Below are 26,318 nucleotides of genomic sequence, written 5' to 3' on the forward strand. Positions count from 1 at the left end.
AGAAGAGGATCTGAATATGGCTGCACAGCAGCGAAGCAACGGTCCCGCGGCCTCCGGCCGGCGGGACGAGAAGTCCACCACCAGCAACGAGCGCGGCGGGCGCCAGGGCGGCGACCGCGGTGGCCGTCAGGGCCGCGGCCGCGGTCAGGACGCCGAGAAGTCGGCCTTCCTCGAGCGCGTCGTCAGCATCAACCGCGTCTCGAAGGTCGTCAAGGGCGGCCGTCGGTTCTCCTTCACCGCCCTCGTGGTGGTGGGTGACGGCGACGGCACCGTCGGCGTCGGCTACGGCAAGGCCAAGGAGGTCCCTGCGGCGATCTCCAAGGGTGTCGAGGAGGCGAAGAAGAACTTCTTCCGCGTCCCCCGCATCCAGGGCACCGTCGTGCACCAGGTCCAGGGCGAGGATGCGGCAGGCGTCGTCCTGCTGCGTCCGGCCGCGCCGGGCACCGGTGTGATCGCCGGCGGTCCGGTCCGCGCCGTGCTCGAGTGCGCCGGAGTGCACGACGTGCTCTCCAAGTCGCTCGGGTCGACCAACCAGATCAACATCGTGCGGGCCACCGTCGATGCGCTCAAGCGGCTCGAGGAGCCGGAGGCCGTGGCCGCGCGCCGTGGTCTCGCGGTCGAGGACGTCGCCCCGGCGGCGCTCCTGCGGGCCCAGGCCGAGGGCCGTGCCGCGGCTCGCGCCGAGAAGGTGGGTGCCTGATGCAGATCAAGGTCACCCAGGTCCGTTCCGACATCGGCGGCAACCAGAGCCAGCGAGCCACCCTGCGCGGCCTCGGCCTCAAGCGCATCGGTGACACGGTGGTGAAGGATGACCGCCCCGAGATCCGCGGCATGATCCGCGCCGTCACCCACCTGGTGACGGTCGAAGAGGTGGACTGAATCTCATGAACACTGAAGACCAGAATCCCCTGAAGCTTCACGACCTGCGCCCCGCGCCGGGTTCGAAGACCGCACGCACCCGCGTCGGTCGCGGTGAGGCCTCCAAGGGCAAGACCGCCGGTCGCGGCACCAAGGGCACGAAGGCCCGTTACCAGGTGCCCGTCGGCTTCGAGGGCGGCCAGATGCCGATGCACATGCGTCTGCCCAAGCTGCGCGGCTTCACCAACCCGTTCCGCGTCGAGTACCAGGTCGTGAACCTGGCGACCCTGGAGGAGCTGTTCCCCGAGGGCGGCACCGTCACGGTCGAGGATCTCGTCTCCAAGGGCGCCGTGCGCAAGAACCAGCCCGTCAAGGTGCTGGGGACCGGTGAGGTGAGCGTCAAGCTCGACGTCACCGCACAGAAGTTCTCCGCCTCGGCGGAGCAGAAGATCGCGGCGGCTGGCGGGTCCGTCACCACCGCGTGAGTCGCTTTTGACGGGGCACCACGGCGCAGAATAATCTGTGCTGCGGTGCCCCGTCGTCATACTGGGGCCGGTCCGATGGCCGCAGAGTTTCTACGGCACCGGGACGGACCGGGACGCCCTACGGTCCTGTCCCCGGACCTCCAGGAGGGAAACTGGTGAACTCGTTCGTGCGCGCGCTGCGCACCCCCGAGCTGAGGGCGAAGATCTTCTTCACGCTCGGCCTGATCGCCATCTATCGACTCGGCGTCTTCGTCCCCACTCCGGGGTTCGACTACACCAACGTGATGGTCTGTTCCGATCAGGCACAGTCGGGTCAGGGCGCCTCCGCGATGGGCATGATCAACATGTTCTCCGGCGGCGCGCTGCTGCAGCTGTCCGTCTTCTCGCTCGGCGTGATGCCCTACATCACTGCCTCCATCATCGTGCAGCTGCTGCGTGTGGTGATCCCGCGGTTCGAGGCCCTCCACAAGGAGGGGGCCTCCGGCACCGCCAAGCTCACGCAGTACACGCGCTACCTGACCATCGGCCTGGGCGTGCTGCAGGCCACCACGATCATCACCCTGGTGCGCTCCGGGCAGTTCTTCGTGGGGTGCAACCTCACGCTCGTGCCCGACCAGTCCGTGCCCACGCTGCTGCTGATGGTGCTGGCCATGACCGTCGGCACCGTGCTGATCATGTTCATGGGCGAGATGATCACCGAGCGCGGTGTCGGCAACGGCATGTCGCTGATGATCTTCACGTCCATCGCCGCGTCCTTCCCGGGCGCCATGGGCCAGGTCTTCCAGCTGCAGGGCTGGATGATCTTCGCGCTCGTGATCCTCGTGGCACTGGTGGTGATGATCGGCGTCGTCTTCGTCGAGCAGTCCCAGCGCCGCATCCCGGTCCAGTACGCCAAGCGGATGGTGGGCCGCCGCATGTACGGCGGCACCTCCACCTACATCCCGATCAAGGTCAACCAGGCCGGCGTCATCCCTGTCATCTTCGCCTCCTCGATCCTGGCGCTGCCGCAGATGGCCGCCTCCTTCGGCAACCCCGAGTCCGGCTGGGTGCAGTGGATCAATGCGCACCTGGTGATGGGGCAGTCGTTCTCCTGGATCTATGCCGTCGTCTACGTCAGCCTGATCGTTTTCTTCGCCTTCTTCTACGTCTCGATCACCTTCAACGCGGAGGAGATCGCCGACAACATGAAGAAGTACGGCGGTTTCGTGCCCAACGTGCGCGCCGGCAAGCCCACCGAGAGCTATCTGCGCTACGTGATCAACCGGATCCAGACCCCCGGCGCGATGTACCTCGCGGTGATCTCGCTGATGCCCCTGCTCGCGCTCGTCTATCTGGGCGCCTCGCAGAACTTCCCGCTGGGCGGCGTGTCCCTGCTGATCGTCATCGGCGTCGGCCTCGACACCGTCAAGCAGATCGACGCGAAGCTCCAGCAGCACCACTACGAAGGGATTCTTCGGTGACCACCTCTCCCGCCGCGCCCACCGCCCGCCGACTGCTGATCGTCGGCCCGCCCGGAGCCGGCAAAGGCACGCAGGCCGTGCGCCTGGCCGAGTCGCTGTCGATCCCCGCGATCTCCACCGGTGACATCTTCCGCGCCAACGTCTCCCAGGAGACCGAGCTCGGCGTCCTCGCGAAGTCCTACATGGACGCCGGCGAGTACGTGCCGGACTCGGTCACCAACGACATGGTGCGTTCGCGCCTGACCGAGGAGGATGCCCGGGGTGGTTTCCTGCTGGACGGCTACCCCCGCACCCTCGACCAGGTCGAGGCCCTCGACACCATGCTCGCCGAGCTCGGCTCCGCGCTGGACGCCGTGCTGCTGCTCCAGGTCGAGACCGAGGCCGTCGTGGGCCGACTGGTCGCACGCGGCCAGGAGGAGGGCCGCAGCGACGACACCGAGGAGACCATCCGGCGCCGGCTCGAGGTGTACGCCGAGCAGACCGCCCCGCTGATCGACGTCTACGAGAACCGCGGTCTCGTGCGCCGCGTGGACGGCATGGCCCCCATCGACGAGGTCACCGTCTCTCTCCAGGAGGCGCTCGAGGCACGATGAGCATCCTGCCTGAGCGGGTGGAGCTGAAGACCCCCGAGCAGATCCTCGTCATGCGGCGCAGCGGCCGGTTGCTGCACCGCGTGCACGAGATGCTCGAGGAGAACATGCGTCCCGGCGTCACCACCGCCGAGCTGGACCGCCTCGCCCACGAGATGATCCTCGACGAGGGCGCCACCCCGAACTTCCTGGGCTACCAGGGGTACCCGGCCTCGCTGTGCATCAGTGTCAACGAGGTCGTCGTCCACGGCATCCCCGATGGGCGTGAGCTGGTCGAGGGCGACATCGTCTCCCTCGACGGCGGGCTGATCATCGATGGCTGGCACTCCGACGCGGCGCGCACGCACATCGTCGGCTCGCCCCGTTCGGTGGCCGACGAGGACCTGGTCCGCATCACCCGGGACGCCCTGTGGGCCGGCATCGCCGCCCTCGGGACGGCCCAGCGGGTCGGTGACGTCGGTGCCGCCATCGAGGACTTCGTCGAGGAGGAGGCGGGGGAGTCCCTGTCCCCTCTGGAGGGTTTCGGCGGGCACGGCATCGGCACCGCCATGCATCAGGCGCCGGACGTCATGAACTACCGCACCCGCGCCCGCGGGCCGCGCGTGCGGCCCGGGATGTGCCTGGCCATCGAGCCCATGCTCATCCAGGGGCAGGGCAACTGGGAGCTCGAGGCCGACGACTGGACGGTGCGCGCCACCGCGGGCGGCAGGGCCGCCCACTGGGAGCACTCCGTCGCCGTCACCGAGGACGGGCTGCTGGTGCTCACCGCGGGCGACGGCGGTGCCGCCGAGCTCGCTCGGCGCGGGGTCAAGGCCGCGCCGGACCCGCTGGCGGACTCCGGGGACTGATCAGCGGGCCGACGAGGCGGGTCGCGGGCGTTCCCGGGGCGACGTGATCGGGGTCATCACCCCTGGCACTCGCCGTTTCCGGCCAGGGAGTGTAGGCTCGTCGATCGGGTGTGCTCCGCGCGCGATCTCGTCGTGTGCAGTCGTGCAGTCCCGTCGCGCAGACCTTTCGACCGGCGTAGCCGAGTCGAGCCGCCGCGGCGACGACGCGCTCCGGCGCCACCCTCGTTGACCACCGTACCGTCGCCCGACGGCAGGTGTGCAAGGACTGAGTGTTCATCGAATGCGGAACTCGGCCCCCGGTCCTCCGGAGGCGAGAGATTGGGGAGGCATGGCGAAGAAGGACGGCGTGATCGAAGTCGAGGGCCGTGTCGTGGAGGCGCTCGCGAACGCGCGTTTCCGGGTCGAGCTCGACAACGGGCACATGGTGCTCGCGCACATCTCCGGGAAGATGCGCCAGCACTACATCCGCATCCTTCCCGAGGACCGCGTGGTCGTCGAGCTGAGCCCCTACGATCTCGACCGGGGCCGCATCGTCTACCGCTACAAGTGATCGTCCCGGGAGAAGGAAAGCTATGAAGGTCAAGCCGAGCGTCAAGCCGATCTGTGACAACTGCAAGGTGATCCGTCGCCACTCGCGCGTCATGGTCATCTGCTCGAACCCCCGTCACAAGCAGCGCCAGGGCTGAGCGGAGCATTCCGTCGGTCCCGGCTCTCGCCGTGACAGCCGCCCGCACGGGCGGCACGCCCCGCAGGGGCACCGTCCGCGTCGCGGGCACACAACAGAAGAGTCGACACCACCGGCCATCCGGCCGGCCACCCGCAGCGCGGAGGCTGCGGCGTCCCGGGAACAGACCCGAGGACGAGGTGTCGGATCAGGCCTCCGAGACAGTAGGAGAATCTGCACATGGCACGTCTGGTGGGAGTGGACCTTCCGCGCGAAAAGCGCCTCGAAGTCGCCCTGACGTACATCTTCGGCGTGGGACGCACCCGCGCCCTCGAGACCCTGGCCGCGACCGGTGTCCCCGGTGACAAGCGCGTGCGCGAGCTGACCGACGACGAGCTCGTCCAGCTCCGCGACCACATCGAGGAGAACTACCGGACCGAGGGTGATCTGCGCCGCGAGGTCGCCGCCGACATCCGTCGCAAGGTCGAGATCGGCAGCTACCAGGGCCTGCGGCACCGCCGCGGTCTGCCGGTCCACGGTCAGCGCACGAAGACCAACGCGCGCACCCGCAAGGGTCCCAAGCGCACCGTCGCCGGCAAGAAGAAGACCCGCTGATCCACGGCGACAGCCGTCGGACCGCAGGAGTCTTCGGACCCGCAGTCACTTCGCGCCGCTGAGGGATCCGGCGCACCCCACACCCACCAGAGGAGTTCTGCCGTATGGCAACCAAGACCCGTCAGGCCGCTGCGCGCAAGCCGCGCCGCAAGGACAAGAAGAACATCGTCAACGGCCAGGCACACATCAAGAGCACGTTCAACAACACGATCGTGTCCATCACGGACCCGACCGGTGCTGTCATCTCCTGGGCCTCGGCCGGGCAGGTCGGCTTCAAGGGCTCGCGCAAGTCGACCCCCTACGCCGCGCAGATGGCCGCCGAGGCCGCCGCGCGCCAGGCGCAGGACCACGGCATGAAGAAGGTCGACGTCTTCGTGAAGGGCCCGGGCTCCGGCCGCGAGACCGCGATCCGCTCGCTCACCGCGACCGGCCTCGAGGTCGGCTCGATCCAGGACGTCACCCCGCAGCCGCACAACGGCACCCGTCCGGCCAAGCGCCGCCGCGTCTGACCGCGTCGGCCGCGACCGGGCATCGCCCCGTCCGTCGCGGCCGACCCCGGTGCCGGCCGGCCCGTCGGCCCAGGCACCCCTGGACACCACACTCATCCTCTAGGCCCACCGCCCCCTTCTGAGCGTCATATGGCGGACGCTCGCAGAAAGGATCCACAGTGCTCATTGCACAGCGCCCCACGCTGACCGAAGAGGTCGTGTCGGACAACCGCTCCCGGTTCGTCATCGAGCCGCTCGAGCCGGGCTTCGGCTACACCCTCGGCAACTCCCTGCGCCGCACCCTGCTGTCCTCCATCCCCGGCGCCGCGGTCACCTCGATCCGCATCGACGGCGTGCTGCACGAGTTCAGCACCGTCCCCGGGGTCAAGGAGGACATCACCGAGGTCATCCTCAACATCAAGAACCTCGTCGTCTCCTCGGAGAACGACGAGCCGGTCGTGATGTACCTGCGTCGCGAGGAAGCCGGTCACGTGACCGCGGCCGACATCACCCCGCCCGCCGGCGTGGAGATCCACAATCCCGACCTCCACATCGCGACCCTCAACGAGAAGGGCCGTCTGGAGATCGAGCTGATCGTCGAGCGCGGCCGCGGCTACGTCTCCGCCGCTCAGAACAAGGGCATCGACGGAGAGATCGGCCGGGTCCCGGTCGACTCGATCTACTCGCCCGTGCTCAAGGTGACCTACAAGGTCGAGGCGACCCGTGTCGAGCAGCGCACCGACTTCGACAAGCTGATCGTCGACGTCGAGACCAAGCCGGCCATCTCCCCGCGCGACGCGCTGGCTTCCGCCGGCAAGACGCTGGTCGAGCTGTTCGGTCTGGCCCACGAGCTGAACCAGGAGGCGGAGGGCATCGAGATCGGCCCGTCGCCGACCGACCAGGCGCTGGCCGCCGACCTGGCGCTGCCGATCAACGACCTCAACCTCACGGTGCGGTCGTACAACTGCCTCATGCGCGAGGGTGTGCACACCGTCGGCGAGCTGACCGCCCGTTCCGAGGCCGATCTGCTCGACATCCGCAACTTCGGGCAGAAGTCCATCGACGAGGTCAAGGCCAAGCTCGCCGACCTCGGACTGTCGCTGAAGGACTCCCCGGCCGGCTTCGACCCGTCCGCCGCCCTCGAGTCCTACTCCGACGACTTCGGCGACCAGTACTGACCTTCATCTTCACCAAGGAGAACGACCATGCCTGCACCCACCAAGGGCGCGCGCCTCGGCGGATCCCCCGCGCATGAGCGGATGATCCTCGCCAACCTCGCCACCGAGCTGTTCCGCCACAAGGCGATCACCACGACGGAGTCCAAGGCCAAGCGGCTGCGTCCGTACGCGGAGCGCCTGGTCACCTTCGCCAAGAAGGGCGACCTCGCCTCCCGCCGTCGCGTGATGCGCACGGTCCGCGACCGTGGCGTCGTGTACTCGCTGTTCGAGGAGATCGCCCCGACCTTCTCGGAGCGTCCCGGCGGCTACACCCGCATCACCAAGACCGGTCCCCGCAAGGGCGACAACGCCCCGATGGCCGTCATCGAGCTGGTCCAGGAGGAGTACTCCCCGAAGCAGGCCGTGGTGAAGGAGGCCGAGGGCGCCGCGAAGAACGCGTCCGCGACCGACGAGACCGCCGCCGCGGAGGAGACTCCCGAGGTTCCCGCTGAGGACGCCGCGGAGGAGACGAAGGAGGCCTGAGCCCCTTCCCTCCCTGAGACGACGGAGCCCGCCGAGCATCTGCTCGGCGGGCTCCGTCGTCTTCGCGGTGACGGGAGGTCCGGTGGCGTCCCGGTCAGCAATTCGACGCCGACGCCCGTGCCGCGGCGGCGGCCTCAGCCGAAGTAGCGCGGCAGCGTCCCCTCGCGCAGCTCGCGCAGGGCGCCGATGCCGTAGCTCCCGAGTCCGGCGATCGCCAGCTCCTCGCCGCCGGTGCTGCCCAGGCGCAGTGCCGGGACGCCGTGCGCCGCGGCCGAGGCGAGGAGCTGCTCCTCCGTCTCCGTGGGCACCGACACCAGGGCTCGGGACTGGGACTCGGAGAACAGCGCGGTGAACAGGTCCACCCCGTCGCGTGCGGCGAGGGCATCGAGGTCCACCGAGGCACCGGTGCCGAAGCGGACGACGGCCTCGACGAGAGCCTGCACCAGCCCGCCCTCGGACAGGTCGTGCGCGGCGGAGACGAGCCCGTCGGCGCTCGCCCCGATCAGCACCTCGGCCAGCGCGGCCTCGGCGGCGAGGTCGACCTGCGGGGGGAGGCCGCCGAGGTGGTCATGGGCCACCTGGGCCCAGGCCGAGCCGGAGAGCTCCTCGCGGGTGGTCCCGAGCAGGATCACGCTCTCACCCGCGTGCTGCCAGCCCGAGGGCACCCGGCGAGCGACGTCGTCGAACACGCCGAGCACGCCCACGACCGGGGTGGGGTGGATGGCGGAGTCGAGCCGACCGGGCTCTCCGGTGGAGTTGTACAGCGAGACGTTGCCGCCGGTGACCGGGACGCCGAGCGTCTCGCAGGCCTCCGCGAGGCCGCCGATCGCCTCGACCAGCTGCCACATGGGGCCGGGGTCCTCGGGGGAGCCGAAGTTCAGGCAGTCGGTGACCGCCAGCGGGCGGGCGCCGGCGGCGGCGACGTTGCGATAGGCCTCCGCGAGCGCGAGCTGGGCGCCGGTGCGCGGGTCGAGCTTGGTGTAGCGGCCGCTGGCGTCGGTCGCCAGTGCGACCCCGCGCCCGGTGGTCTCGTCGACCCGCAGCACGCCGGCGTCGTCGGGCATCGCGAGCGCGGTGCTACCGCCGACGTAGCGGTCGTACTGATCGGTGATCCAGCCCTTCGAGGCGAGGTTCGGGGAGGCGACCAGCTCGCGGATCGCGTGGCCGATCTGCTCGGCGCCCTCCGGGCGGGGCAGGTCCTCGGCGCGGTCGGCCTGCAGGCCGTCCTGCCAGTCGGGCCGGGCGTAGGGGCGGTCGTAGACCGGGCTGTCGACCGCGACGGTGGTGGGATCGACGTCGACGATCCGGTGGCCGTGATGGTCGATGGTCAGCCGGCCGTCGCCCGTGACCTCGCCGATGACGGCGGCCTCGACGTCCCACTTCGCGACGATCGCCTCGAACTCGGCCAGCTTCGCGGGACTGACCACCGCCATCATCCGCTCCTGGGACTCGCTCATGAGGATCTCCCCGGCGGTCAGGGTGGGATCGCGCAGCAGCACGTCCTCGAGGTCGATGCGCATGCCGGAGCCGCCGTTGGCGGCCAGCTCGCTGGTGGCGCAGGAGATGCCCGCGGCGCCGAGGTCCTGGATGCCCTCGACGGTGCCGGCGGCGAACAGCTCGAGGCAGCACTCGATGAGGACCTTCTCCATGAAGGGGTCGCCCACCTGGACGCTGGGGCGCTTGACGGGGCCGTCCTCGTCGAAGGTCTCCGAGGCGAGGATCGAGGCACCGCCGATGCCGTCCCCGCCGGTGCGGGCACCGAACAGGACGACCTTGTTGCCGGGCCCGGTGGCAGAGGCGAGGTGGATGTCCTCGTGGCGCATCACGCCGATGGACAGGGCGTTGACCAGGGGGTTGGTCTGGTAGGAGGCATCGAAGACGGTCTCGCCGCCGATGTTGGGCAGGCCGAGGGAGTTGCCGTAGCCGCCGACGCCGGAGACCACGCCGTGGACCACGCGCGCCGTATCGGGATGATCGATCGCCCCGAAGCGCAGCTGGTCCATGACGGCGACGGGCCGGGCGCCCATGGAGATGATGTCGCGCACGATGCCGCCGACCCCGGTCGCGGCGCCCTGGTGGGGCTCGACGTAGCTGGGGTGATTGTGGGACTCGACCTTGAAGGTCACCGCCCAGCCGTCGCCGATGTCGACGACCCCCGCGTTCTCGCCCATGCCCACCAGCAGCTTCGCGCGCATCTCCTCGGTGGTGTGCGCGCCGAAGGTGCGCAGGTGCTTCTTCGAGGACTTGTAGGAGCAGTGCTCGGACCACATCACCGAGTACATGGCCAGCTCGGCGTTGGTGGGACGCCGGCCGAGGATCTCGCGGATGCTCGCGTACTCGCCGTCGGTGAGGCCGAGCTCCGCGTAGGGCTGGGTCTGCTCAGGGGTGCCGGAGGCATGCTCGATGGTGTCGACATCCCCGGGCGAGGCGGGCGAGGGGGAGGGGTGAGCGTCGTCAGCGGTCATCGCGGGGTCGAATCCGTTCATCACGTGGGCACAGGGGCGCGGGCGGTCGCCGGCGCCGGGATGCGGGCGGAATCCGCCGCGGCGCTCACAGTCTACGATCGCCGCGCGTCCTCGGGCAGGACCGCCCACCGGGCCGACGGCGGGGGTCGACGGGTGCCACCGTGTCCGGCCCGGGCGCCCGCGGGCGCCCGCGGGACCGGGTCAGGTCCTCCGCCGCTGCGGGGTGGCCGGCGGCGGGGACCCGGCCCGGATCGGGGCGAGGAGACTCCGTCGGCCTCAGTGCGAACCCGCCGCGCGGCGGGCCCGCTTCTCCCGGTCCCGCAGGGCCTTCTCGCTGACCGGGGTATCGGCGCCGGCCCGCTGCGCACGGAAGTACGCGGCGGCCTCCTCCTGGCGCTCCTGCTCCCCGCCCAGGGCGATCGGGGCACGCACGTGCCCGGGGCGGATGTCGAAGGAGGCGACGAGGTCCAGGGCGTGGGGACGCAGGCGCCACAGTAGACGGCGCAGATCCGAGTCGATCTGCCGACCGCGCTGGGTGGAGATCATGCCGCCCAGGAGGAACCAGGCCAGATCGTCCTCGATGGTGGACAGCCCGAACAGGTCGCGCACATCGGTGAGCACCGACCGCGTTCCCTCGTCCTCGAAGCGCTCGATCGCCGTGGTGAAGGCGCGCCAGCGGACCAGATCGGCGTGGGCGCGCGCGGCGTCGAGCATCTCCACCTGATGCTTGTTGACCTCGGCGGCGGCGTCGGCCGGATTCATCTTCGAGGCCGAGCGGAGTGAGAGCGCGACCTCCTCGACCTTCACCCGGGCGCGCGCGGAGAGCATCTCCTCCTGGAAGTCGCTCTGGCGCATCGAGTCGGAGGCCCGACGGGGATTGCCGCGGTCGCTGAGGTCCTGCGCAAGGCTCGCCCAGGGGGTGTGGCGCTTGGCGAGGACTTCGGCGCGCTGGGCGATGAAACGCCCGATGCCGGCGCGGTCCACGTTCTTCAGCTCGGAGGTGTAGTCGCTGAGCAGACGCTTGGCGACCAGCTGCAGCAGCACCGTGTTGTCGCCCTCGAAGGTGGTGTACACGTCGAGGTCCTGATGCAGGCCCACCAGCTGGTTCTCGGCGATGAAACCGGCGCCGCCGCAGGCCTCACGGCACTCCTGGATGGTGTCCAGGGCCAGCCGCGTGGAGGTGGGCTTGAGTGCGGCGGCGAGGGTCTCGAGGTCCTCGCGGGCCTCGGGATCGTCGGTGCGGTCGGAGAATACGTCGTCGAAGGCGTGCAGGAGCTGCTCGTGCGCGAAGGCGCCGGCGTAGGTGGCCGCGAGCTTCGGCAGCAGGCGATGCAGATGCGCCTGGTAGTCCATCAGCACCGTCTCCCGGGTGGGGTCGGCGGCCGTGAACTGGCGGCGCTGGGTGGCGTAGGTGATCGCGATGTGCAGTGCGAGCTGGCTCGCCCGGTTCGCGGAGCCGTCCAGGGACACGCGCCCCTGGACCAGGGTCCCCAGCATCGTGAAGAACCGGCGACCGGGGGACTCGATCGGCGAGGTGTAGGTCCCGTCGGCGGCGACGTCGCCGTACCGGTTCAGCAGGTTCGTGCGCGGCACACGCACGTGGTCGAAGGCCAGGCGCCCGTTGTCGATCCCGTTCAGACCTCCCTTGGCGCCGTCGTCCTCGCTGGCCACCCCGGGCAGCAGCGTTCCGTCGGCATCGCGCACCGGCACGTAGAAGCAGTGCACGCCGTGGTCGACGCCCCCGGTGATGAGCCGGGCGAAGACCGTGGCGGCCTTCGCATCGAGGGCGGCGTTGCCGAGGAACTCCTTCCAGGCGGCGCGGATGGGAGTGTTCAGCACCCACTCCTCGGTGGCGGGGTCGTAGGTCGCGGTGGTCGCGAGCGACTGCACATCGGAGCCGTGCCCGATCTCGGTCATCGCGAAAGCGCCGGGGGTGGCCAGGCTCATCGCGTCGGGAACCCAGGCCTTCTGCTGCTGCTCGTCGCCGAGCTGGACGATCGCGGAGGTGAACAGCCCCCACTGCACGCCGGCCTTGATCTGCAGCGAGGGATCGGCGACCACGAGCTCCTCGAAGCCGGCGACGTTCGCGCCGTTGTCGTTGGGGCCGCCGAGGTGCTCGGGCAGCATCGGGAAGGAGACGTCCTCCTCGGCCAGCAGCTGCATCTGGGCGGAGGTGCGCTCGCGGTGCTCCGCGACCGTGGCGTCCAGCGGGCGATGCAGCTCGGGGCGGGCGGCGCGCTCACGGGCGGCCCGGCGGGTGTCGGCCCAGGACCCCAGCAGGGCCTCGGCGACGGCCTCGACGTCGAGGCGGGCGGCACCGCTCGGGGGGACCGGGATCGGGCCGGTGGGGGTGGCGGAGCTCGCCGCGGTGGCGGGCGTGCTGGGAGTGGGGGCGTTGTCGGCGTGGACGGTCATGCGTGCATTCCCTTCATGAGCCAGGTGACCAGTCGAGTGACGAGCTGGTCGGAGGTGATCGGACTGCTCTGCGGTGCGGCGTCCTCCCGCGCGTCGACGGCCGCGTGCTCCTCGAGCTCGGTCATCCAGGTGTCGACCGCGCTCTCGACGAAGCCGACGGCTCCGTGCGCCCAGATCTGGCGAGAGGGCAGGTCGTCCGGGAGGAATGTGGCCACGAGGCGGGTGACGGCACCCAGGAAGTGGTTCAGCCCGTCGCTGGGGCGGGTGACGAAGCGGTAGACGCCGGGGGAGCGCTGTGCGGTCTCCACATAGGCGCGGATCATGGCATGGATGCGTTCGTCGGGCTCCGGCTCGCGGCCGACGGTGGACTCCAGAGCGCGCATCTCCTCGAGCAGCTTGGCGTGCATCGACGTCAGGATGCTGCGTCCCAGGGCCTGCTGCAGGGTCGCTTTGTCCTCGAAGTACCGGTAGACGATGGACTTCGAGGTGCCCGAGGCTGCGGCGATGTCTTCCATCGTGACGTCGGGGCCGCTCTCGTGGATCAGATGCCGGGCGATGTCGAGCAGCTCGGCGCGCCGCTGCTCCCGGTGGCGCGCCCAGCGGGCCGATCGTCCGTCCACGGGGGCTTGCGTCGTCGCATTCACGGAACCTAGGGTATCAAGTACCGTCGGTTCTATGTAAAGTCCCGAGCGTGGATCCGTCCGGATTCCCGCAGCGACCACGAAGAGGTGCCCACAGTGACCGTTCCCGACTTCCCGCGAGACGCGCTCATCCTGGGAGGCAACCGCATCCCGTTCGCCCGCTCCGGCGGAGCCTACGCCGGGATCTCCAACCAGGATCTGCTCACCGCCGCTCTCGACGGGCTCGTCGCCCGCTACGGGCTGCAGGGCGCGAAGCTCGGCGAGGTCGCGGGCGGCGCCGTCCTCAAGCTCGCCGGCGACCTCAACCTCACGCGCGAGAGCGCACTGGGGACCCCGCTGGATCCGCGCACCCCCGCGATCGATCTCTCCCGCGCCTGCGCCACCAGCCTCGAGACCGTGATCCGCGTGTCGAACAAGATCCAGCTGGGGCAGATCGATTCCGGCATCGCCTGCGGTGTCGACTCCGCCTCCGACTCCCCGATCGAGGTCACCCCCCGGCTGCGGCGCATCCTGCATCGCGCCTTCGCCGCGAAGACCGCCGTGCAGCGTGTCAAGGCGTTCAGCGCGATCCGCCCCGCCGACCTCGCGCCGGTCCCGCCGCGCAACGGCGAGCCCCGCACCGGGCTGTCGATGGGAGAGCACCAGGCACTGACCGCCGCCCAGTGGGGGATCACCCGCCAGGCGCAGGACGAGCTGGCGCTGGCCTCGCACCAGAAGCTCGCCGCCGCCTACGACGCCGGGTTCTTCGACGACCTGGTCACCGGCTATCGGGGTCTGTCCCGCGACCAGAACCTGCGCCCGGACTCCACCCTCGACAAGCTCAGCACCCTCAAGCCCGTCTTCGGCGTCAGGAGCCCGGAGGTCGCCGAGCCGACCATGACCGCCGGCAACTCCACGCCGCTCAGCGACGGTGCCGCCTCCGTGCTGATGGGAACCCAGGAATGGGCCGACGAGCGGGGCCTGACCCCGCTGGCCCGCGTGGTCGACGCGCGCAGCGCGGCGGTCGACTTCGCCCACGGCGCCGAGGGCCTGCTGATGGCCCCCGCCTACGCGGTCCCCGAGCTGCTCGACGCCCACGGCCTGACCCTGCAGGACCTCGACATCTACGAGATCCACGAGGCCTTCGCCTCGACCGTCCTGGCGACCCTGGCGGCGTGGGAGTCCGAGGAGTTCTGCCGCGAGAAGCTCGGGCGGGGTGGGGCGCTCGGCGCGATCGACCCCGACAAGCTCAACGTCGTCGGCTCCTCGCTCGCCGCCGGCCACCCCTTCGCCGCGACCGGCGGGCGCCTGGTCGCGACCGCGGCGAAGCTGCTGCACCAGCGGGAGGTGGAGACCGGTCGCGTCCAGCGCGGGCTGATCTCGGTGTGCGCTGCCGCCGGCCAGGGCACCGTCGTCCTGCTCGAGTCGGTCACCGACGCATGACCCGTGGCGAGCGGCGCGCGGTCGCAGATCGGCGACCCGTCACCGCAGTGAGCCGCGCGGCCCGATGCCGTCCCCGTCCCGTCCCGAGGAGGATCCCATGACCGATGCCTACACGAAGTTCGTCCGCTCCGCGCCCGGCGCCCTGCTCGCGAAGCGGGTCGGCCTGCCCCGTCCCGCTCGGCTGCCGCGCCGCGGCGACCGTCCCGGGCCGGTGCTCGGCCCGGTCGTCGTGCTCGGCGAGTCCGAGGGCGCCGACCAGGTCGCCCATGAGCTGCTCGGCTGGGGCGCCGACGTGCGCCGACGCTTCGAGGAGCTGCGCACCGTCGGCTCCGTGATCCTCGTGCTCGACGAGGTCTCCACCCCGGCCGACCTCGGCCGCCTCCTGCTGCCACTGGCCGGGGCCATGCGCACGCTCGCCCCCGGGGCCCGGGTGGTGACGATCTCCCGTCCCGCACGCGGCGAGGACCCGGCCCAGGACGCCGCCCGCGGCGGCGTCGAAGGGTTCCTGCGCTCGCTCGCCCATGAGATGCGCGCCGGCGGCACCGCGAACGGGATCCTCGTCACCGACGGCGTGGGCCCGGACGCGCCCGGTGTCATCGGGACCCTGCGGTTCCTGCTCTCGGCCCGCAGCGCCTTCGTGACCGGCCAGCTGGTGACCGTCGCCTCCGAGGCGGGGTCGCTCACCGAGGACCTCGAGCAGCCGCTGGCCGGGCGCACCGCGCTGGTCACCGGGGCTGCCCGCGGCATCGGTGCGGCCATCGCCCGCACGCTCGCCGCCGACGGCGCCCGCCTCGTGGTGCTCGACGTGCCCGGAGCCGGCACCGAGCTCTCGCGCCTGGCCAACGAGCTGCATGCGGTGCCGATCCAGCTCGACGTCACCGCGCAGGGCGCGGGGGAGCGCCTGGTGGCCTCCCTGCGGGAGCGGGGCCTGAGGCTCGATGTCGTGGTGCTCAACGCCGGCATCACCCGCGACAAGCTGTTCGCCAATATGACCGCCGAGCGCTGGGACCCGGTGCTCGCGGTGAACATCGCCAGCCAGATCGCCCTCACCGACGCGCTGATCGAGGCGGGGGCGGCCGGCGCGGTCCTCGGTGCCCAGCCGCGGGTGGTCTCCCTGTCCTCCACCAGCGGCATCGCCGGCAACCGGGGTCAGACCAACTATGCGGCCTCCAAGGCCGGGGTGATCGCCTTCGTCGACGCGCTCGCCGCACGGCTCGAATCCCTCGGCGGCACCGCCAACGCGGTCGCCCCCGGATTCATCGAGACCGAGATGACCGCCAGGATGCCGGCTCTGACCCGCGAGGTGGCGCGCCGCCTGAACTCGCTGCAGCAGGGCGGGCTGCCGGCCGACGTCGCCGAGGCCATCGCCTTCCTCTCCTCCGCGGAGGCCGGGGGGCTGCGCGGCGAGACGCTGCGGGTGTGCGGCCAGAACATGGTGGGACGGTGAGCGCCGTGCGGAGCACCTCGAGCGGAGCTTCGGCGGAGCGGCTCAGGGACCTCGCCGAGGTGCCGTCGTTCCCGGCGGTCTACGCGGCCGCCCTCGACCCGCGTTCCGCCCGGCGCGGCTCCCGGCGGGAGCCGACGCTGCCCGAGGTCGCCTACCGGGTCCGCGGCGTGCGGCTGGACGCCGAGCGGGCCCGCGACTTCGACCACCTGATGGGCGGTCCGGCGACCGATCTCGTCCATCCGGGTGTGCTGCACGTGCTGGCCTTCCCGGTCTCGCTCGCCCTCATGGCCCGCCGGGACTTCCCCTTCGCCCTGCTGGGACTGGTGCACCTGCGCAATCAGGTGCTCCAGCACCGCCCCGTGCGGGTCGGGGAACGGGTCGACGTCGAATGCCGTGTGCGCGATCTGCGGCCCCATCGCAAGGGCCGCACCTTCGAGGCGGTCTCGACGATCCTCGGCGAGGCCGGCGAGATCATCGCCACCGACGTCTCCACCTACCTGGCCAAGGGGGAGGGGACGAGGGACGGCGCCGAGGACCCCGCGGGCCGCCGCGACGAGAGCCCGGAGCGCACAGAGAACACGGGCGGCTCCGGCGGCTCGGTGAGCTCTTCGCCCCCGGAGCGTCCTGAGCACTCCTCGCGTCGGGTCTTCGAGGCGCCGCGCCCCACCGGACGGTGGAAGCTCCCGGCGGATGCCGGACGTCGCTACGCCGCCGTCTCCGGGGACGTGAACCCGATCCACCTCTCGGCGCTGAGCGCGAGGGCCTTCGGGTTCCCGCGGGCGATAGCCCACGGCATGTACACCGCCTCGCGCGCCTTCACCGAATCCTGCGTGGACCTCTCGCTCCCGCTGCGCTGGGACGTCAGCTTCGATGCCCCCGTCACGCTGCCGGGCACCGTGCTGGTGGCCTACGACGACGACCGTGGGTCCGACACCGTCCACTGCGTGGGCTGGCGAGCGGGCTCGGAGGACAAGGGTCCGCGCCGCTGCTTCGAGGTCGAGGTCACGACCCTGGGCTGACGCCGGCGCCCGGACACGGACTCCGGTCCGGGTGCGGGCGCGACCGGACCCGGTCCGCGTGCCGGGCGCCGGGGACGGGACGGCGGATTCAGCGCGGTGCGAGCCGCGCCAGCCCGTCGCCGAGCGTCGCCAGCAGATGCTCGATGAACGACTCGGGCTGCACGTCCCGGAGCACGTCGACGTTCGGCTCCCGGCCCCAGCGACCCAGCTCGTCGCCTACGCTCTGGCCCCGGGTGAGGGTCCCGGCGAGCTCCACGTCGACCGCGAGCGGCCGGGTCGCCGCGAACTGCCCGGTCACGGCGTGCGCGGCGACCAGAGGATCATGCACGTGCGCCGTCCACCCGAAGCCGTCGGCTCGGTGGAACTCGAAGTAGAAGCGCAGAGCCTCCGTGAGGATCATCGCGACCGGGTGTCCGGTGCTCGCCCCGAACTGCCGGACACGGTCCAGGGTGTCCTGCGTGAACCGCACCGACTCGGTGGCCTCGAGCGAGCCGAGCACGGGACGCACCGGGGCGCCGCTGAACGCGGCGAGCACGCGCTGGGCCGCCTCCGGATCCACGGCGAAGTTCCACTCGCTCGTGGCACCGGTGTTCCCCCGGTGGTTGATGGCGCCGCCCATGATGTGCAGGCGCCGCAGCAGCCGCGGCAGCTCGGGCTCGATCTCGAGCGCGAGAGCGAGGTTGGTGTGCGGGCCCAGCACGAGACCGACCAGTTCCCCAGGATGCGCGCGGGCGGTGTCGACCCAGAGCTGCGCACCGGAGCGGGGATCCTCGGAGCGCCCGGGATCAGGGAGCACGGCGTGGCCGAGGCCCTGCGGCCCGTGGGTGTCGTCCGCGAACATCGGCTCCTGCACGAGCGGCCGTGCCGCGCCCAGGGAGATCGGGGCGGAGATGCCCAGCAGATCGGCCAGGGCGAGGTTGTTGCGATGCACGGCAGGGACCGGGACGTTCCCGCCGGTGGAGACGACGCCGATGATCTCCACATCGCTCCGGCAGGCGAGATAGGTCAGGGCGATCGCATCGTCGATGCCGGTGTCACAGTCGATCAGCACAGGGAGGGTCATCGAGCCAGCGTAGGGCCGCTGACGGATGCCGGCGGTGGAGGCTGCGCGTCGGCGGCACGGCGACGCCGACGGAGGACCCCTCGCCCGTCTGCCGCCCCAGGGGTGGCGCATCAGGGCCGGGAACGCAAGGATCGACCCATGCCACATCCGCAGATGTTCGATGACGACGACCCGGTGCTGGAGCGCGTCCGGTCGATCGCGCTGGCGCTCCCCGGGGCGAAGGAGAAGATCAGCCACGGTCGGCCCGCCTTCCACACCGTGAAGATCCATTGCTACTACGGCGGAGCGCGGAAGGTCGACGGGCAGTGGGAGCAGCACCCGCACGCGGTGTTGGTGCACCTGTCGGAGTCGGAGACCGCCGCTCTGCAGGAGGACCCTCGCACGTTCGTCCCCGCCTACCTCGGGGCCTCGGGGTGGATCGGACTGGATCTGGATGCGCGGACCGATGACCAGGAGCTCGGTGAGCTGATCGAGGAGTCCTACCGGATGGTGGCCCCGGCGCGACTGGTCGCCGAGCTCGGGACGTCCGCGTGACCCGCACGCGACGTCGGGCCGATCCGATCTCGGTCGTGCAGGGGGCGGAGTGGTCGCCTCGGTCACGCACTGCACAGCAGATTTTCTTCGTGGCACATCGCCCGCCATCCGGGGGCACGGGGACGAGCAGCCGGGTCTGCGTCCTCCGGTCCGGGCCGATGGACGGACGGGGTGGTCAGCTCGCGGGGTCCGCGCCCGGCGGCGGGGCGAGCTCGCCGTAGGCCTCCAGCAGGGGTGCCAGGCGGTCTCCCATCGGCACCTGGGTGAGCAGCAGGCCGAGGGTGCCGTCGGGGTCGAGGAAGTAGTCCGTGCCTGCGCCGCCGGACCAGCTGCAGCGGCCGCGATGAGGGCCGTCGGTGACGACGGCCAGCCCGAATCCCCAGCTGGTCCGTTCCCAGAAGCCGGGGAAGAAGGATTCGGGCGTCTTCGCCTCCTGGGGCACCTGGTCGCTGCGCAGCATCCCCAGGTGCTCGTCGCTGAGCAGCTCCCCGTCGCGCAGCGCCCGCAGCAGGCGGAGGTAGTCGCCGGCGGTGGAGAGCAGCTCGCTGTGGCTCATGTCGTAGGGCGGTGGGCCCGCGTGGAAGCCGCCACCTGCCGGTTCGATCTCGACCAGCCCGGTTCCCTCCTCCGCGTAGGCGGCGGGGAGGCGGTCGAGCTTCTCGTGGGGTACGAAGTACCCCGTGTCGCGCATCCCGAGCGGCCCCAGCAACGTCTGCTCGAGGTACGCGCCGGTGCTGGTGCCGCTGATCCGGGACAGCAGGATCCCCAGCAGACCGAAGGAGTGGTGGTACCGCCACACGGTGCCGGGCTGTCCCACCAGCGGCAGGGAGGTCAGGGCGGCGATCCAGTCGTCGGCCCCGAGCGTGGGAGGCAGCGGGCCCGCCTCCGTCCCGGTCGCGGTCATCGCCCTGGCCAGAGGGCAGTCCTGGAGGATCATCCCGTACCCCGAGGTGTTGGTGAGCAGGTGTCGCAGGGTGAGCGGGGTGCGCAACGGCTCGGTGTCCGTCAGCTCGGCGTCGGGGCGGGTGAGCACCTCCGGGGCGGCCAGCTCCGGCAGCCAGTCCGCCACCGGGGCGTCGAGGGCGAGGACTCGCTGCTCGACCAGACGCAGCGCCGCCACGGTGGTGACCAGCTTGGTCATCGACTGGATGCGGAAGATCGCGTCGGCGGGCATCGGCGGACCGCCGACGGACATCCGGCCGGCCGCGATCGGCTCCGGGTCGTGCCCGAGCGCGATCACGCCGCCTGGGATCGTGCCCTCGTCGACGGATCGGGACAGCAGCAGGGCGGCGGGGGACGACGGAGTCGACATGCGCTCACAGTACGCAGGGGGCCGGGGAGGGGGAAGAGGCGATCCGCCGCCCCTACACTCGGTCCATGAGCTCCTTCGAGGACGTGGTCCTGCTCGAGCCCCGGGAGGTGCCGCTCGGTGGGCCGCGCGGCATGACCGTGCATCGCACTCTGCCGGCGCGTCGGACCTCGTTGATCGGTGCCTGGTGCTTCGTGGACCACTTCGGGCCGGACGACGTCTCCGTGAGCGGGGGCATGAGCGTCGCCCGTCACCCGCACACCGGGCTGGCGACGGTCTCCTGGCTGTTCGAGGGTGCGATCACGCACCGCGACTCGATCGGCAGCCATGCCCTGGTGCGTCCCGGCGACGTGGACCTCATGGTGGCCGGCTCCGGCATCACCCATTCCGAGTTCTCCACGAACGACACCACCATCCTGCACGGAGTCCAGCTCTGGTACGCCCTGCCGGACCGGTCGCGGTTCCGCGAGCAGGAGTTCGTGGTCCACACCCCGCGCGAGCGGGCCACCGCCGGCGCGCGGGTGCGGGTCGGCATGGGGCACCTGCGGGCGACCGATGAGGACGGAGCCGTGCTCGAGGACCTCAGCCCGCTGGTCACCGACACGGCGCTGACCATGGCCCAGATCGACCTGGACGCCGGGCACGAGATGCGCCTCGAGCTGGCCCCCTCCCACGAGCACGGGTTGCTCGTGGACCGGGGCACGGCGCACCTGGGGCTCGGCGCCTCGACGGCGCGCGCGCAGCGCGACGAACTGGCCGTGCTGCCCGACGGCGCCGACCATGTCCGGCTGCGGGCGGACGGCGACGAGAACCTGCGGGTGATGCTCCTGGGCGGCGAACCGCTCGGGGAGGACATCATCATGTGGTGGAACTTCGTGGGCCGCACGCACGAGGAGATCGAGCAGTTCCGCGCCCGCTACCAGGCCGAGATCGGCGTCGAGCTCGCCCTCGAGGACGCTCCGATCGCCGAGATCGCCCGCGAGCGGGGAGGTCTGGGTCCGCACGACGAGCAGTTCGGCCCCTTCGCCGCCCACACCCCGGCGGCCCTGCCCGCCCCGACGCTGCCGGGCGGGCGCCTGCGCTCCCGCGGCCGCGTCGGCCACTCCGCCCCCTGATCGAGGACTTGATGACCGACCACCACAGCACCGCCCCCACGGGGGCCCCGACCACCGATGACGACCCGTCGGCCGCTCCCACCGGGGCCCTGCGTACGGATGATGACCCTTCGCCCGCCCCGACCACCGTCGACGACGCGGCCGCCTCCGGACCCGTTCCGGAGGCCTCCGCCCCGCACGGCCCGGACCAGACCGACCGCGTGATCCTGCGGACCGCCGCCGAGGAAGCCGCAGCGAGCGGGCCCGGCGCCGTGCTCGTGGTCGACGACGCCACCGGCGAGCTCACCGCGGCCGCGCTCGCGGAGGTTGGCACGGTGGGCGAGGCGACGTCCGCGGTGCCCGGGACGCCGGTGATCTCCTGGACGGCCTCGCACGCCGCCACCCTGGCCCTGCGCGCCCGTTTCTCCGAGGAGGTCACCGAAGGACGCCTGGAGGTCCCCGGCGGCGACCACCCCGCCTCGCTCGCCGAGATCGCCGCCGAGACCCGCCCGCGCCTGGCCCTGATGCGACTTCCCAAGGCGCTCGCCGATCTCGAGCACCGCGCCGTCGAGATCGCGCGTGCCGGGGACGTCACCCTGGTCGCGGGCGGACGCGTGAAGCACATGACCCGCACGCAGAACGTGGTGCTCGGCGGCGTCTTCACCGAGGTGCACGCCTCCCGCGGCCTGGGCAAGTCCCGCGCCCTGGTGGCCACCGCGGCGCGTGAGGACCTCGCCCCGCTGCCGATCGCCCGCGGCACCGCCCATCTCCCGGTGCGGGGGACGGCGTCGGCACTGGAACTGCGTGCGATCGGGGGAGTGTTCGGCGGCGCCACGGCCGATGCCGGCAGCCTCCTGCTGCTGGAGGCCCTGGACCGTCACCTCCTCACCCGCGAGGAGGCAGAGGCCGCCCCGCTCGCCCGCGCGATCGACCTCGGCTCCGGCAACGGGCTGCTGACCGCCTATCTCGCCGCCGCGCTGCCGGAGACGCCGGTGCTGGGCAGCGACGACGACGCCGACGCGGTCGCCTCCACCCGGGCGACCCTGGACGCGTACGGGCTGGATCGTGAGAGCACGGATGTGACCTGGGACGACTCACTGTTCCGGGTGGCCGACCGCAGCGCCGACCTGGTGCTGCTGAACCCGCCCTTCCATGACGGCACCGCGGTCGACGCCACCCTGGTGCAGGGTCTGCTGGACGCCGTCGCCCGCGTGCTGCGGCCCGGCGGCGAGCTCTGGTTCGTGCACAACTCCTCGCTGCGCTACCGCACGGAGGTCGAGCGTCGCATCGGCCCCGTGCGTCAGCGCGCCCGGGACCGGCGCTTCACGGTGCTGTCGGCAGAGCGCACCTGAGACGAGACGGTGCCGCGCCCGGTGCCGTCGCCGGTCCCGTCCGCTGCCACCGGGTCGTCGGCCGCGTAGTCATGCACCCCGGTGACCGGTGCGCGGCGGCACACCGGTCGCCGGGGTGCATGACCGTGCGGAGCGCTCCGTGAGGGCCCTGTGGCTCAGGCGACGAGGCTGCGCAGCACCGAGGTGAACATGCCCAGGCCGTCGACCCCGGTGCGGGTGCCCGCCCCGGGCTCGTCGGGACCGAAGCCGGCCTCGACCGCGTGCTCGGGGTGCGGCATCAGTCCGACGACGTTGCCCTCCGCGTTGGTGATGCCGGCGATGTCGTGTCGGGAACCGTTGGGGTTGGACTCGAAGCCGGCCGGTCCATGGGTGGCGCCCGCGGTGTAGCGGAACACCACGCGGTTCTCGGCCTCGAGCTCGGCCAGGGTGCGCTCGTCGGCCACGTACTGGCCGTCCTGGTTCTTCAGCGGGATCCGGATGACCTGGTCCTGCGCGTACTCCGTGGTCCACGCGGTGCGGGTGTTCTCGACCCGAAGCGGCTGGTCGCGGCAGAGGAACGAGCGGTGCGCGTTCTTGATCATGGCGCCCGGCAGCAGGTGCGTCTCGCACAGCACCTGGAAGCCGTTGCAGATGCCGAGCACCGGCATCCCGCCCTTCGCGGCGTCCACCACCTTGTCCATCACCGGGGCGAAGCGGCTGATCGCACCGGCGCGCAGGTAGTCGCCGTAGGAGAAACCGCCGGGCAGCACGATCGCCTCGACGTCCAGCAGATCGTCCTCTCCGTGCCACAGCGCCACCGGCTCGGCACCCGCGAGGCGCACGGCCCGCAGGGCGTCACGGTCATCGAGCGTGCCGGGGAAGGTCACCACACCGATGCGCATCAGGCCCTGCCCTCCTCGACCTCGAGGGCGACGACGTCCTCGATCACCGGGTTGGACAGCAAGGTGGTGGCCGCCTCGCGGAGGTGGTTGAGCACCTCGTCGGTGACCTCGCCCTCGACCTCGAGCTCGAACCGCTTGCCCTGGCGCACGGAGCTGATGCCCTCGAAGCCCAGTCGGGGCAGCGCCGCGGCGACCGCCTTCCCCTGCGGGTCGAGGATCTCCGGCTTCGGCATGACATGGACCACGACGCGGGGCATGGGGCGTTCTCCTGGAGGACGGCGGCCGCGCGGGGGGCGGGCCGGACGGGTGGGTGCAGCGGGGCGGAGCGGGAGGAGCTCCCGGGCTCACCGACGATCTCGGTGCCGACCGCGACCATCGTACCGAGCCCCGGGCGCGCAGAGGGGGAGCGCCCACCGCCGGCGCCCCTCGCGCGGCGCACCGCCCCGCACCCGTCCCGCGGTGGTCGCCGCTCGCACGGTGTCCACCGCTGCCGCAGTGCCCTCCGCCGCCGCCCCTCGCGCGTCGAGCCATGTCGCGTTAGGTTCGTCGTGTCCGAGTCCACCGATGCCGGAGGCAGCGATGAAGATCCGTCACCTCGTCCATTCGTGCCTGCTCGTGGAGACCGCCGGGCGGCGGCTCCTGGTCGACCCGGGCGGCTTCAGCGCTCAGGCCGTACGTGCCCTGACCCCGGAGGTGCTCGGCACCCTCGACGCCGTCGCCGTCACCCACCAGCATCCCGACCACCTCGACCGCGCCCTGCTCGCCGAGGTCCTCGCCGCGAGCGCCGAGGCGATCGTGATCGCCGAGCCGGAGACCGCTCAGCAGCTCGCCGAGCCGTCCGAGGGCGCGCCGGCGGTCGACGGTGAGCGCCTGCTCCCGCTCAGCGCCGGGACCGCGCACGAGTTCCCCGCGACCGGCGAGCATCCGCCCCTGCGGATCAGCGCCGTCGGCGGCAACCATGCGATCATCCATCCCGACATCCCGCGCGTGGGCAACACGGGTCTAGTGCTCACCGCCGGCGACGGGCCACGGCTCGGCATCACAGGGGACTCCCTCGAGCCGGTCCCCGAGTTCCACGGCATCGACGTGCTCGCCTTCGCGGTCGTCGCGCCGTGGTCGAAGATGTCCGAGACTATCGACTTCCTGCGCAGTGTCCGCCCGGTCCTCGCCCTGCCCGTGCACGATGCGGTCGCCAGCGACGTCGGCCGTCCGATCTTCCTGCGTCAGTCCACGCACCTCGCCCCCGAGGGCACCGAGGTGCGCGACTGGCCCGCGGGCGGCGTCGTCGAGATCACCGCGAGCTGAGGGACTGCCATGGCACGTGACGACTCAGGGCACGACGACGACCCGGTCGCGGGAGCCTTCGCGGCGGTCCCGCGCACCCCGTTCCTGCCTGCGGAGCAGCGCCGGCACGCCGAGGTCGACGCCCCGCTGCGCATCGCGCAGGGGCAGACCAACTCGCAACCGACGACCGTCGAGATCATGCTGCGGTTGCTCGAGGTGCGCCCCGGGGACCGGGTGCTCGACGTCGGCGCCGGGTCCGGCTGGACCACGGCCCTGCTCGCGCACCTCGCCGGTCCGCGCGGGCGCGTGATCGGGGTGGAGCGGCACGAGGCGCTGGTCGAGTCCGCTCGCGCGGCTCTCGGTGAGGCCGAGGCGTTCGGCGTCGCGGAGGTCCGCGTCGCCGCCGACGGCGTGCTCGGCGCGCCGGAGGACGGCCCCTACGATCGGATCCTGGTCTCGGCCGAGGCGCAGGGGCTTCCCGACGCGCTGATCGAGCAGCTGGCCGACGGCGGGGTGATGGTGATCCCGGTCGGCACCACGATGCATCGCATCGAGCGTCACGGGGACCAGCTGCGGGACACCGAGCACGGCGCCTTCCGCTTCGTGCCGCTGGTGGAGGACTGACGGCGCAGTACGAGCGCCCGGTCCCTCAATGCCGTCGCTGCGGGGAACCGGCCGGGTGCGCGGCGCGGGCCCTGTCGACGGCCTCCCGGACGGGGCCGCGCCAGGACGGTCCGTGACCCGGGACGACGGCATCGGCCCCGAGCTCGGCGAGGACGTCCAGGGTGGAGCGCGCGGTGGCCGGGTCGTGGGTGAAGAACTCCGGGATGAGCTGCGGCCCGAGGCGAGCGGAGGTCTGGTGGCCGGTGACGAGGGCGTCCCCGGTGACCACGACGCCCGCCTGCGGCAGGTGGTAGACGGTGTGCCCGGAGGTGTGGCCGGAGCAGGCCAGGGCGATCGGTCCCCCGGGGAGGTCCAGCGGCGTGCCGGTGCTGACGGCTCGTGCCTGGGGAAGGTGGATCGTGGACAGGCCTCCCGCGCGGGCGACGGTGAATGCCCATCGCGCCGTCCGCGGCCGCCAGCACCGTCGCACGACGTCGCGGGCGGACGCCTGCTCATGGACCTCGCCGCGGAGCATCGGCAGCTCCCGGTCGTGGGCATGCATCGGGATCGGATGCATCGCCTGGATCCCCGGGAGCGAGCCCACGTGGTCGACATGGGCGTGGGTGATCAGCACGCCGCGGACGTCCTCGATCCTGCCTCCGAGGTGCTCGAGAGAGGAGAGGACGTTCTCGAGATCCTTCGGGTACCCGGCATCGATCAGGGTGAGATCGCGGCCCTCGCGCACCACCGTCCAGTTGGAGGCGATCCCCTCGACCATGAACACCTCGGACGCGACCTCCTGGATCTGCCTGTGGGCCATGCGCTCTCCTCCCGGACGTCGGGACTTGAAGCTACCAGCCGCTCCCGGCCGGGGATCATCAGCACCGCCGGACGCGGCGGTGGACCGCACCTGCGGCGAGCGCCCTCGGCGACTACAGTGGCCGCGTGCACGGGAGCCCGGTGAGCCGGGCTGAGAGGGAGTGCTCCGACTCCGACCGTAGAACCTGATCCGGATCATGCCGGCGCAGGGAGCCTCCGCAGGGCGAGAGCCGCTGTGCGCCCGTGCCGCGTCGTGAAAGGC

The 26,318-nt window shown here is 71.7% G+C and carries 28 protein-coding genes and 1 riboswitch; of the genes, 20 read left to right on the forward strand and 8 right to left on the reverse strand.

Annotation, left to right across the window (positions count from 1 at the left end; translation table 11 throughout):
* Positions 1-16 precede the first annotated feature (16 nt).
* The 12 genes from rpsE to rplQ all read left to right on the forward strand — a co-directional run bounded on the left by rpsE (position 17) and on the right by rplQ (position 7,708).
* Positions 17-700 carry a 30S ribosomal protein S5 gene (gene rpsE / locus JOF43_RS15815; protein ID WP_209903847.1) on the forward strand — a complete coding sequence of 228 codons (684 nt, stop codon included), beginning with the start codon at positions 17-19 and terminating at the stop codon, positions 698-700.
* Entirely contained in the window at positions 697-879 is a 183-nt protein-coding gene (gene rpmD / locus JOF43_RS15820) for a 50S ribosomal protein L30 (RefSeq protein WP_281065156.1), read from the forward strand. Before rpsE ends, rpmD begins: the two co-directional genes overlap by 4 nt.
* A gap of 5 nt (positions 880-884) precedes the next feature.
* Positions 885-1,343: a 50S ribosomal protein L15 gene (rplO, locus tag JOF43_RS15825; protein WP_209903851.1), complete on the forward strand. Its 459-nt coding sequence runs from the start codon at positions 885-887 to the stop codon at positions 1,341-1,343.
* Positions 1,344-1,498: 155 nt separating this feature from the next.
* Positions 1,499-2,803: a preprotein translocase subunit SecY gene (gene secY / locus JOF43_RS15830; protein WP_209903853.1), complete on the forward strand. Its 1,305-nt coding sequence runs from the start codon at positions 1,499-1,501 to the stop codon at positions 2,801-2,803.
* Positions 2,800-3,396, forward strand: a complete 597-nt coding sequence (locus JOF43_RS15835; RefSeq protein ID WP_209903854.1) for an adenylate kinase — start codon at positions 2,800-2,802, stop codon at positions 3,394-3,396. Before secY ends, JOF43_RS15835 begins: the two co-directional genes overlap by 4 nt.
* Positions 3,393-4,241: a type I methionyl aminopeptidase gene (gene map, locus JOF43_RS15840; protein WP_209903856.1), complete on the forward strand. Its 849-nt coding sequence runs from the start codon at positions 3,393-3,395 to the stop codon at positions 4,239-4,241. The genes JOF43_RS15835 and map overlap by 4 nt, the downstream gene beginning before the upstream one ends.
* 328 nt (positions 4,242-4,569) lie before the next feature.
* Entirely contained in the window at positions 4,570-4,791 is a 222-nt protein-coding gene (gene infA, locus JOF43_RS15845) for a translation initiation factor IF-1 (RefSeq protein WP_076808056.1), read from the forward strand.
* A 22-nt stretch (positions 4,792-4,813) separates the two neighbouring features.
* Positions 4,814-4,927, forward strand: coding sequence for a 50S ribosomal protein L36 (gene rpmJ, locus JOF43_RS15850; RefSeq protein ID WP_010532506.1), 114 nt, complete (start codon positions 4,814-4,816; stop codon positions 4,925-4,927).
* Between the two features lie 218 nt (positions 4,928-5,145).
* A complete protein-coding gene (rpsM, locus tag JOF43_RS15855; protein ID WP_209903858.1) occupies positions 5,146-5,520 on the forward strand; it encodes a 30S ribosomal protein S13 in 375 nt (124 codons plus the stop codon).
* A 104-nt stretch (positions 5,521-5,624) separates the two neighbouring features.
* Complete coding sequence (rpsK, locus tag JOF43_RS15860; RefSeq protein WP_076808050.1) at positions 5,625-6,029, forward strand: 30S ribosomal protein S11; 405 nt, start codon at positions 5,625-5,627, stop codon at positions 6,027-6,029.
* A 158-nt stretch (positions 6,030-6,187) separates the two neighbouring features.
* Positions 6,188-7,186: a DNA-directed RNA polymerase subunit alpha gene (locus JOF43_RS15865; protein ID WP_209903860.1), complete on the forward strand. Its 999-nt coding sequence runs from the start codon at positions 6,188-6,190 to the stop codon at positions 7,184-7,186.
* Positions 7,187-7,213: 27 nt separating this feature from the next.
* A complete protein-coding gene (rplQ, locus tag JOF43_RS15870) occupies positions 7,214-7,708 on the forward strand; it encodes a 50S ribosomal protein L17 (RefSeq protein ID WP_209903862.1) in 495 nt (164 codons plus the stop codon).
* 134 nt (positions 7,709-7,842) lie between these two features.
* Here rplQ and purL read toward each other — a convergent pair whose 3' ends face one another.
* The 3 genes from purL to JOF43_RS15885 all read right to left on the reverse strand — a co-directional run bounded on the left by purL (position 7,843) and on the right by JOF43_RS15885 (position 13,232).
* On the reverse strand, positions 7,843-10,173 hold the full coding sequence (gene purL, locus JOF43_RS15875; RefSeq protein WP_209903864.1) for a phosphoribosylformylglycinamidine synthase subunit PurL: 2,331 nt from the start codon (positions 10,171-10,173) through the stop codon (positions 7,843-7,845).
* Between the two features lie 276 nt (positions 10,174-10,449).
* Positions 10,450-12,588, reverse strand: coding sequence for an acyl-CoA dehydrogenase family protein (locus tag JOF43_RS15880; RefSeq protein ID WP_209903866.1), 2,139 nt, complete (start codon positions 12,586-12,588; stop codon positions 10,450-10,452).
* Positions 12,585-13,232 carry a TetR/AcrR family transcriptional regulator gene (locus tag JOF43_RS15885; RefSeq protein ID WP_209903868.1) on the reverse strand — a complete coding sequence of 216 codons (648 nt, stop codon included), beginning with the start codon at positions 13,230-13,232 and terminating at the stop codon, positions 12,585-12,587. The genes JOF43_RS15880 and JOF43_RS15885 overlap by 4 nt, the downstream gene beginning before the upstream one ends.
* 93 nt (positions 13,233-13,325) lie before the next feature.
* Here JOF43_RS15885 and JOF43_RS15890 point away from each other — a divergent pair, with 93 nt between their 5' ends.
* The 3 genes from JOF43_RS15890 to JOF43_RS15900 all read left to right on the forward strand — a co-directional run bounded on the left by JOF43_RS15890 (position 13,326) and on the right by JOF43_RS15900 (position 17,117).
* The gene (locus JOF43_RS15890; RefSeq protein WP_209903870.1) at positions 13,326-14,651 is read left to right on the forward strand and encodes an acetyl-CoA C-acetyltransferase; all 1,326 of its coding nucleotides are present in this window, start codon (positions 13,326-13,328) and stop codon (positions 14,649-14,651) included.
* Between the two features lie 97 nt (positions 14,652-14,748).
* Positions 14,749-16,098 (forward strand): 3-oxoacyl-ACP reductase, encoded by a 1,350-nt coding sequence (locus JOF43_RS15895; RefSeq protein ID WP_209903872.1) that lies wholly within the window; start codon positions 14,749-14,751, stop codon positions 16,096-16,098.
* Complete coding sequence (locus JOF43_RS15900) at positions 16,095-17,117, forward strand: MaoC/PaaZ C-terminal domain-containing protein (protein WP_342592208.1); 1,023 nt, start codon at positions 16,095-16,097, stop codon at positions 17,115-17,117. The genes JOF43_RS15895 and JOF43_RS15900 overlap by 4 nt, the downstream gene beginning before the upstream one ends.
* A gap of 88 nt (positions 17,118-17,205) precedes the next feature.
* Here the strand turns inward: JOF43_RS15900 and JOF43_RS15905 are convergent, their stop codons facing one another.
* Positions 17,206-18,180 (reverse strand): nucleoside hydrolase, encoded by a 975-nt coding sequence (locus JOF43_RS15905; RefSeq protein WP_209903874.1) that lies wholly within the window; start codon positions 18,178-18,180, stop codon positions 17,206-17,208.
* A 138-nt stretch (positions 18,181-18,318) separates the two neighbouring features.
* Here JOF43_RS15905 and JOF43_RS15910 point away from each other — a divergent pair, with 138 nt between their 5' ends.
* Complete coding sequence (locus JOF43_RS15910) at positions 18,319-18,714, forward strand: MmcQ/YjbR family DNA-binding protein (protein ID WP_245354576.1); 396 nt, start codon at positions 18,319-18,321, stop codon at positions 18,712-18,714.
* Between the two features lie 175 nt (positions 18,715-18,889).
* Here the strand turns inward: JOF43_RS15910 and JOF43_RS15915 are convergent, their stop codons facing one another.
* Positions 18,890-20,026, reverse strand: coding sequence for a serine hydrolase domain-containing protein (locus JOF43_RS15915; RefSeq protein ID WP_209903876.1), 1,137 nt, complete (start codon positions 20,024-20,026; stop codon positions 18,890-18,892).
* A gap of 65 nt (positions 20,027-20,091) precedes the next feature.
* On the opposite strand from JOF43_RS15915, the gene JOF43_RS15920 reads away from it, so the two are divergent.
* The gene (locus JOF43_RS15920; RefSeq protein WP_209903878.1) at positions 20,092-21,138 is read left to right on the forward strand and encodes a pirin family protein; all 1,047 of its coding nucleotides are present in this window, start codon (positions 20,092-20,094) and stop codon (positions 21,136-21,138) included.
* Positions 21,139-21,149: 11 nt separating this feature from the next.
* Positions 21,150-22,469 (forward strand): class I SAM-dependent methyltransferase, encoded by a 1,320-nt coding sequence (locus JOF43_RS15925; protein ID WP_209903880.1) that lies wholly within the window; start codon positions 21,150-21,152, stop codon positions 22,467-22,469.
* Between the two features lie 155 nt (positions 22,470-22,624).
* Here JOF43_RS15925 and purQ read toward each other — a convergent pair whose 3' ends face one another.
* Together purQ and purS are read right to left on the reverse strand one after the other, a co-directional pair.
* Positions 22,625-23,350, reverse strand: coding sequence for a phosphoribosylformylglycinamidine synthase subunit PurQ (gene purQ / locus JOF43_RS15930; protein ID WP_209903882.1), 726 nt, complete (start codon positions 23,348-23,350; stop codon positions 22,625-22,627).
* The gene (gene purS / locus JOF43_RS15935) at positions 23,350-23,607 is read right to left on the reverse strand and encodes a phosphoribosylformylglycinamidine synthase subunit PurS (protein WP_209903884.1); all 258 of its coding nucleotides are present in this window, start codon (positions 23,605-23,607) and stop codon (positions 23,350-23,352) included. The genes purQ and purS overlap by 1 nt, the downstream gene beginning before the upstream one ends.
* A gap of 322 nt (positions 23,608-23,929) precedes the next feature.
* Here purS and JOF43_RS15940 point away from each other — a divergent pair, with 322 nt between their 5' ends.
* Both JOF43_RS15940 and JOF43_RS15945 read left to right on the forward strand, forming a co-directional pair.
* Entirely contained in the window at positions 23,930-24,655 is a 726-nt protein-coding gene (locus JOF43_RS15940) for an MBL fold metallo-hydrolase (protein WP_209903886.1), read from the forward strand.
* Between the two features lie 9 nt (positions 24,656-24,664).
* Positions 24,665-25,258 (forward strand): protein-L-isoaspartate O-methyltransferase family protein, encoded by a 594-nt coding sequence (locus tag JOF43_RS15945; RefSeq protein ID WP_209903887.1) that lies wholly within the window; start codon positions 24,665-24,667, stop codon positions 25,256-25,258.
* Between the two features lie 25 nt (positions 25,259-25,283).
* On the opposite strand, the gene JOF43_RS15950 is transcribed toward JOF43_RS15945, so the two are convergent.
* Entirely contained in the window at positions 25,284-26,057 is a 774-nt protein-coding gene (locus JOF43_RS15950; protein ID WP_209903889.1) for an MBL fold metallo-hydrolase, read from the reverse strand.
* Positions 26,058-26,184: 127 nt separating this feature from the next.
* Positions 26,185-26,270, forward strand: a riboswitch (TPP riboswitch).
* Positions 26,271-26,318 lie beyond the last annotated feature (48 nt).

Source organism: Brachybacterium sacelli (assembly GCF_017876545.1).
GTDB lineage: Bacteria > Actinomycetota > Actinomycetes > Actinomycetales > Dermabacteraceae > Brachybacterium > Brachybacterium sacelli.

Excerpts from the sequence above, each read along its gene's own strand:
- rpsE (WP_209903847.1), top strand. The coding sequence starts at position 17 with ATGGCTGCACAGCAGCGAAGCAACGGTCCCGCGGCCTCCGGCCGGCGG.
- rplO (WP_209903851.1), top strand. The coding sequence starts at position 885 with ATGAACACTGAAGACCAGAATCCCCTGAAGCTTCACGACCTGCGCCCC.
- map (WP_209903856.1), top strand. The coding sequence starts at position 3,393 with ATGAGCATCCTGCCTGAGCGGGTGGAGCTGAAGACCCCCGAGCAGATC.
- infA (WP_076808056.1), top strand. The coding sequence starts at position 4,570 with ATGGCGAAGAAGGACGGCGTGATCGAAGTCGAGGGCCGTGTCGTGGAG.
- rpmJ (WP_010532506.1), top strand. The coding sequence starts at position 4,814 with ATGAAGGTCAAGCCGAGCGTCAAGCCGATCTGTGACAACTGCAAGGTG.
- rpsM (WP_209903858.1), top strand. The coding sequence starts at position 5,146 with ATGGCACGTCTGGTGGGAGTGGACCTTCCGCGCGAAAAGCGCCTCGAA.
- rpsK (WP_076808050.1), top strand. The coding sequence starts at position 5,625 with ATGGCAACCAAGACCCGTCAGGCCGCTGCGCGCAAGCCGCGCCGCAAG.
- rplQ (WP_209903862.1), top strand. The coding sequence starts at position 7,214 with ATGCCTGCACCCACCAAGGGCGCGCGCCTCGGCGGATCCCCCGCGCAT.
- purL (WP_209903864.1), bottom strand. The coding sequence starts at position 10,173 with ATGACCGCTGACGACGCTCACCCCTCCCCCTCGCCCGCCTCGCCCGGG.
- JOF43_RS15880 (WP_209903866.1), bottom strand. The coding sequence starts at position 12,588 with ATGACCGTCCACGCCGACAACGCCCCCACTCCCAGCACGCCCGCCACC.
- JOF43_RS15895 (WP_209903872.1), top strand. The coding sequence starts at position 14,749 with ATGACCGATGCCTACACGAAGTTCGTCCGCTCCGCGCCCGGCGCCCTG.
- JOF43_RS15905 (WP_209903874.1), bottom strand. The coding sequence starts at position 18,180 with ATGACCCTCCCTGTGCTGATCGACTGTGACACCGGCATCGACGATGCG.
- JOF43_RS15910 (WP_245354576.1), top strand. The coding sequence starts at position 18,319 with ATGCCACATCCGCAGATGTTCGATGACGACGACCCGGTGCTGGAGCGC.
- JOF43_RS15915 (WP_209903876.1), bottom strand. The coding sequence starts at position 20,026 with ATGTCGACTCCGTCGTCCCCCGCCGCCCTGCTGCTGTCCCGATCCGTC.
- JOF43_RS15920 (WP_209903878.1), top strand. The coding sequence starts at position 20,092 with ATGAGCTCCTTCGAGGACGTGGTCCTGCTCGAGCCCCGGGAGGTGCCG.
- JOF43_RS15925 (WP_209903880.1), top strand. The coding sequence starts at position 21,150 with ATGACCGACCACCACAGCACCGCCCCCACGGGGGCCCCGACCACCGAT.
- purQ (WP_209903882.1), bottom strand. The coding sequence starts at position 23,350 with ATGCGCATCGGTGTGGTGACCTTCCCCGGCACGCTCGATGACCGTGAC.
- purS (WP_209903884.1), bottom strand. The coding sequence starts at position 23,607 with ATGCCCCGCGTCGTGGTCCATGTCATGCCGAAGCCGGAGATCCTCGAC.
- JOF43_RS15940 (WP_209903886.1), top strand. The coding sequence starts at position 23,930 with ATGAAGATCCGTCACCTCGTCCATTCGTGCCTGCTCGTGGAGACCGCC.
- JOF43_RS15945 (WP_209903887.1), top strand. The coding sequence starts at position 24,665 with ATGGCACGTGACGACTCAGGGCACGACGACGACCCGGTCGCGGGAGCC.
- JOF43_RS15950 (WP_209903889.1), bottom strand. The coding sequence starts at position 26,057 with ATGGCCCACAGGCAGATCCAGGAGGTCGCGTCCGAGGTGTTCATGGTC.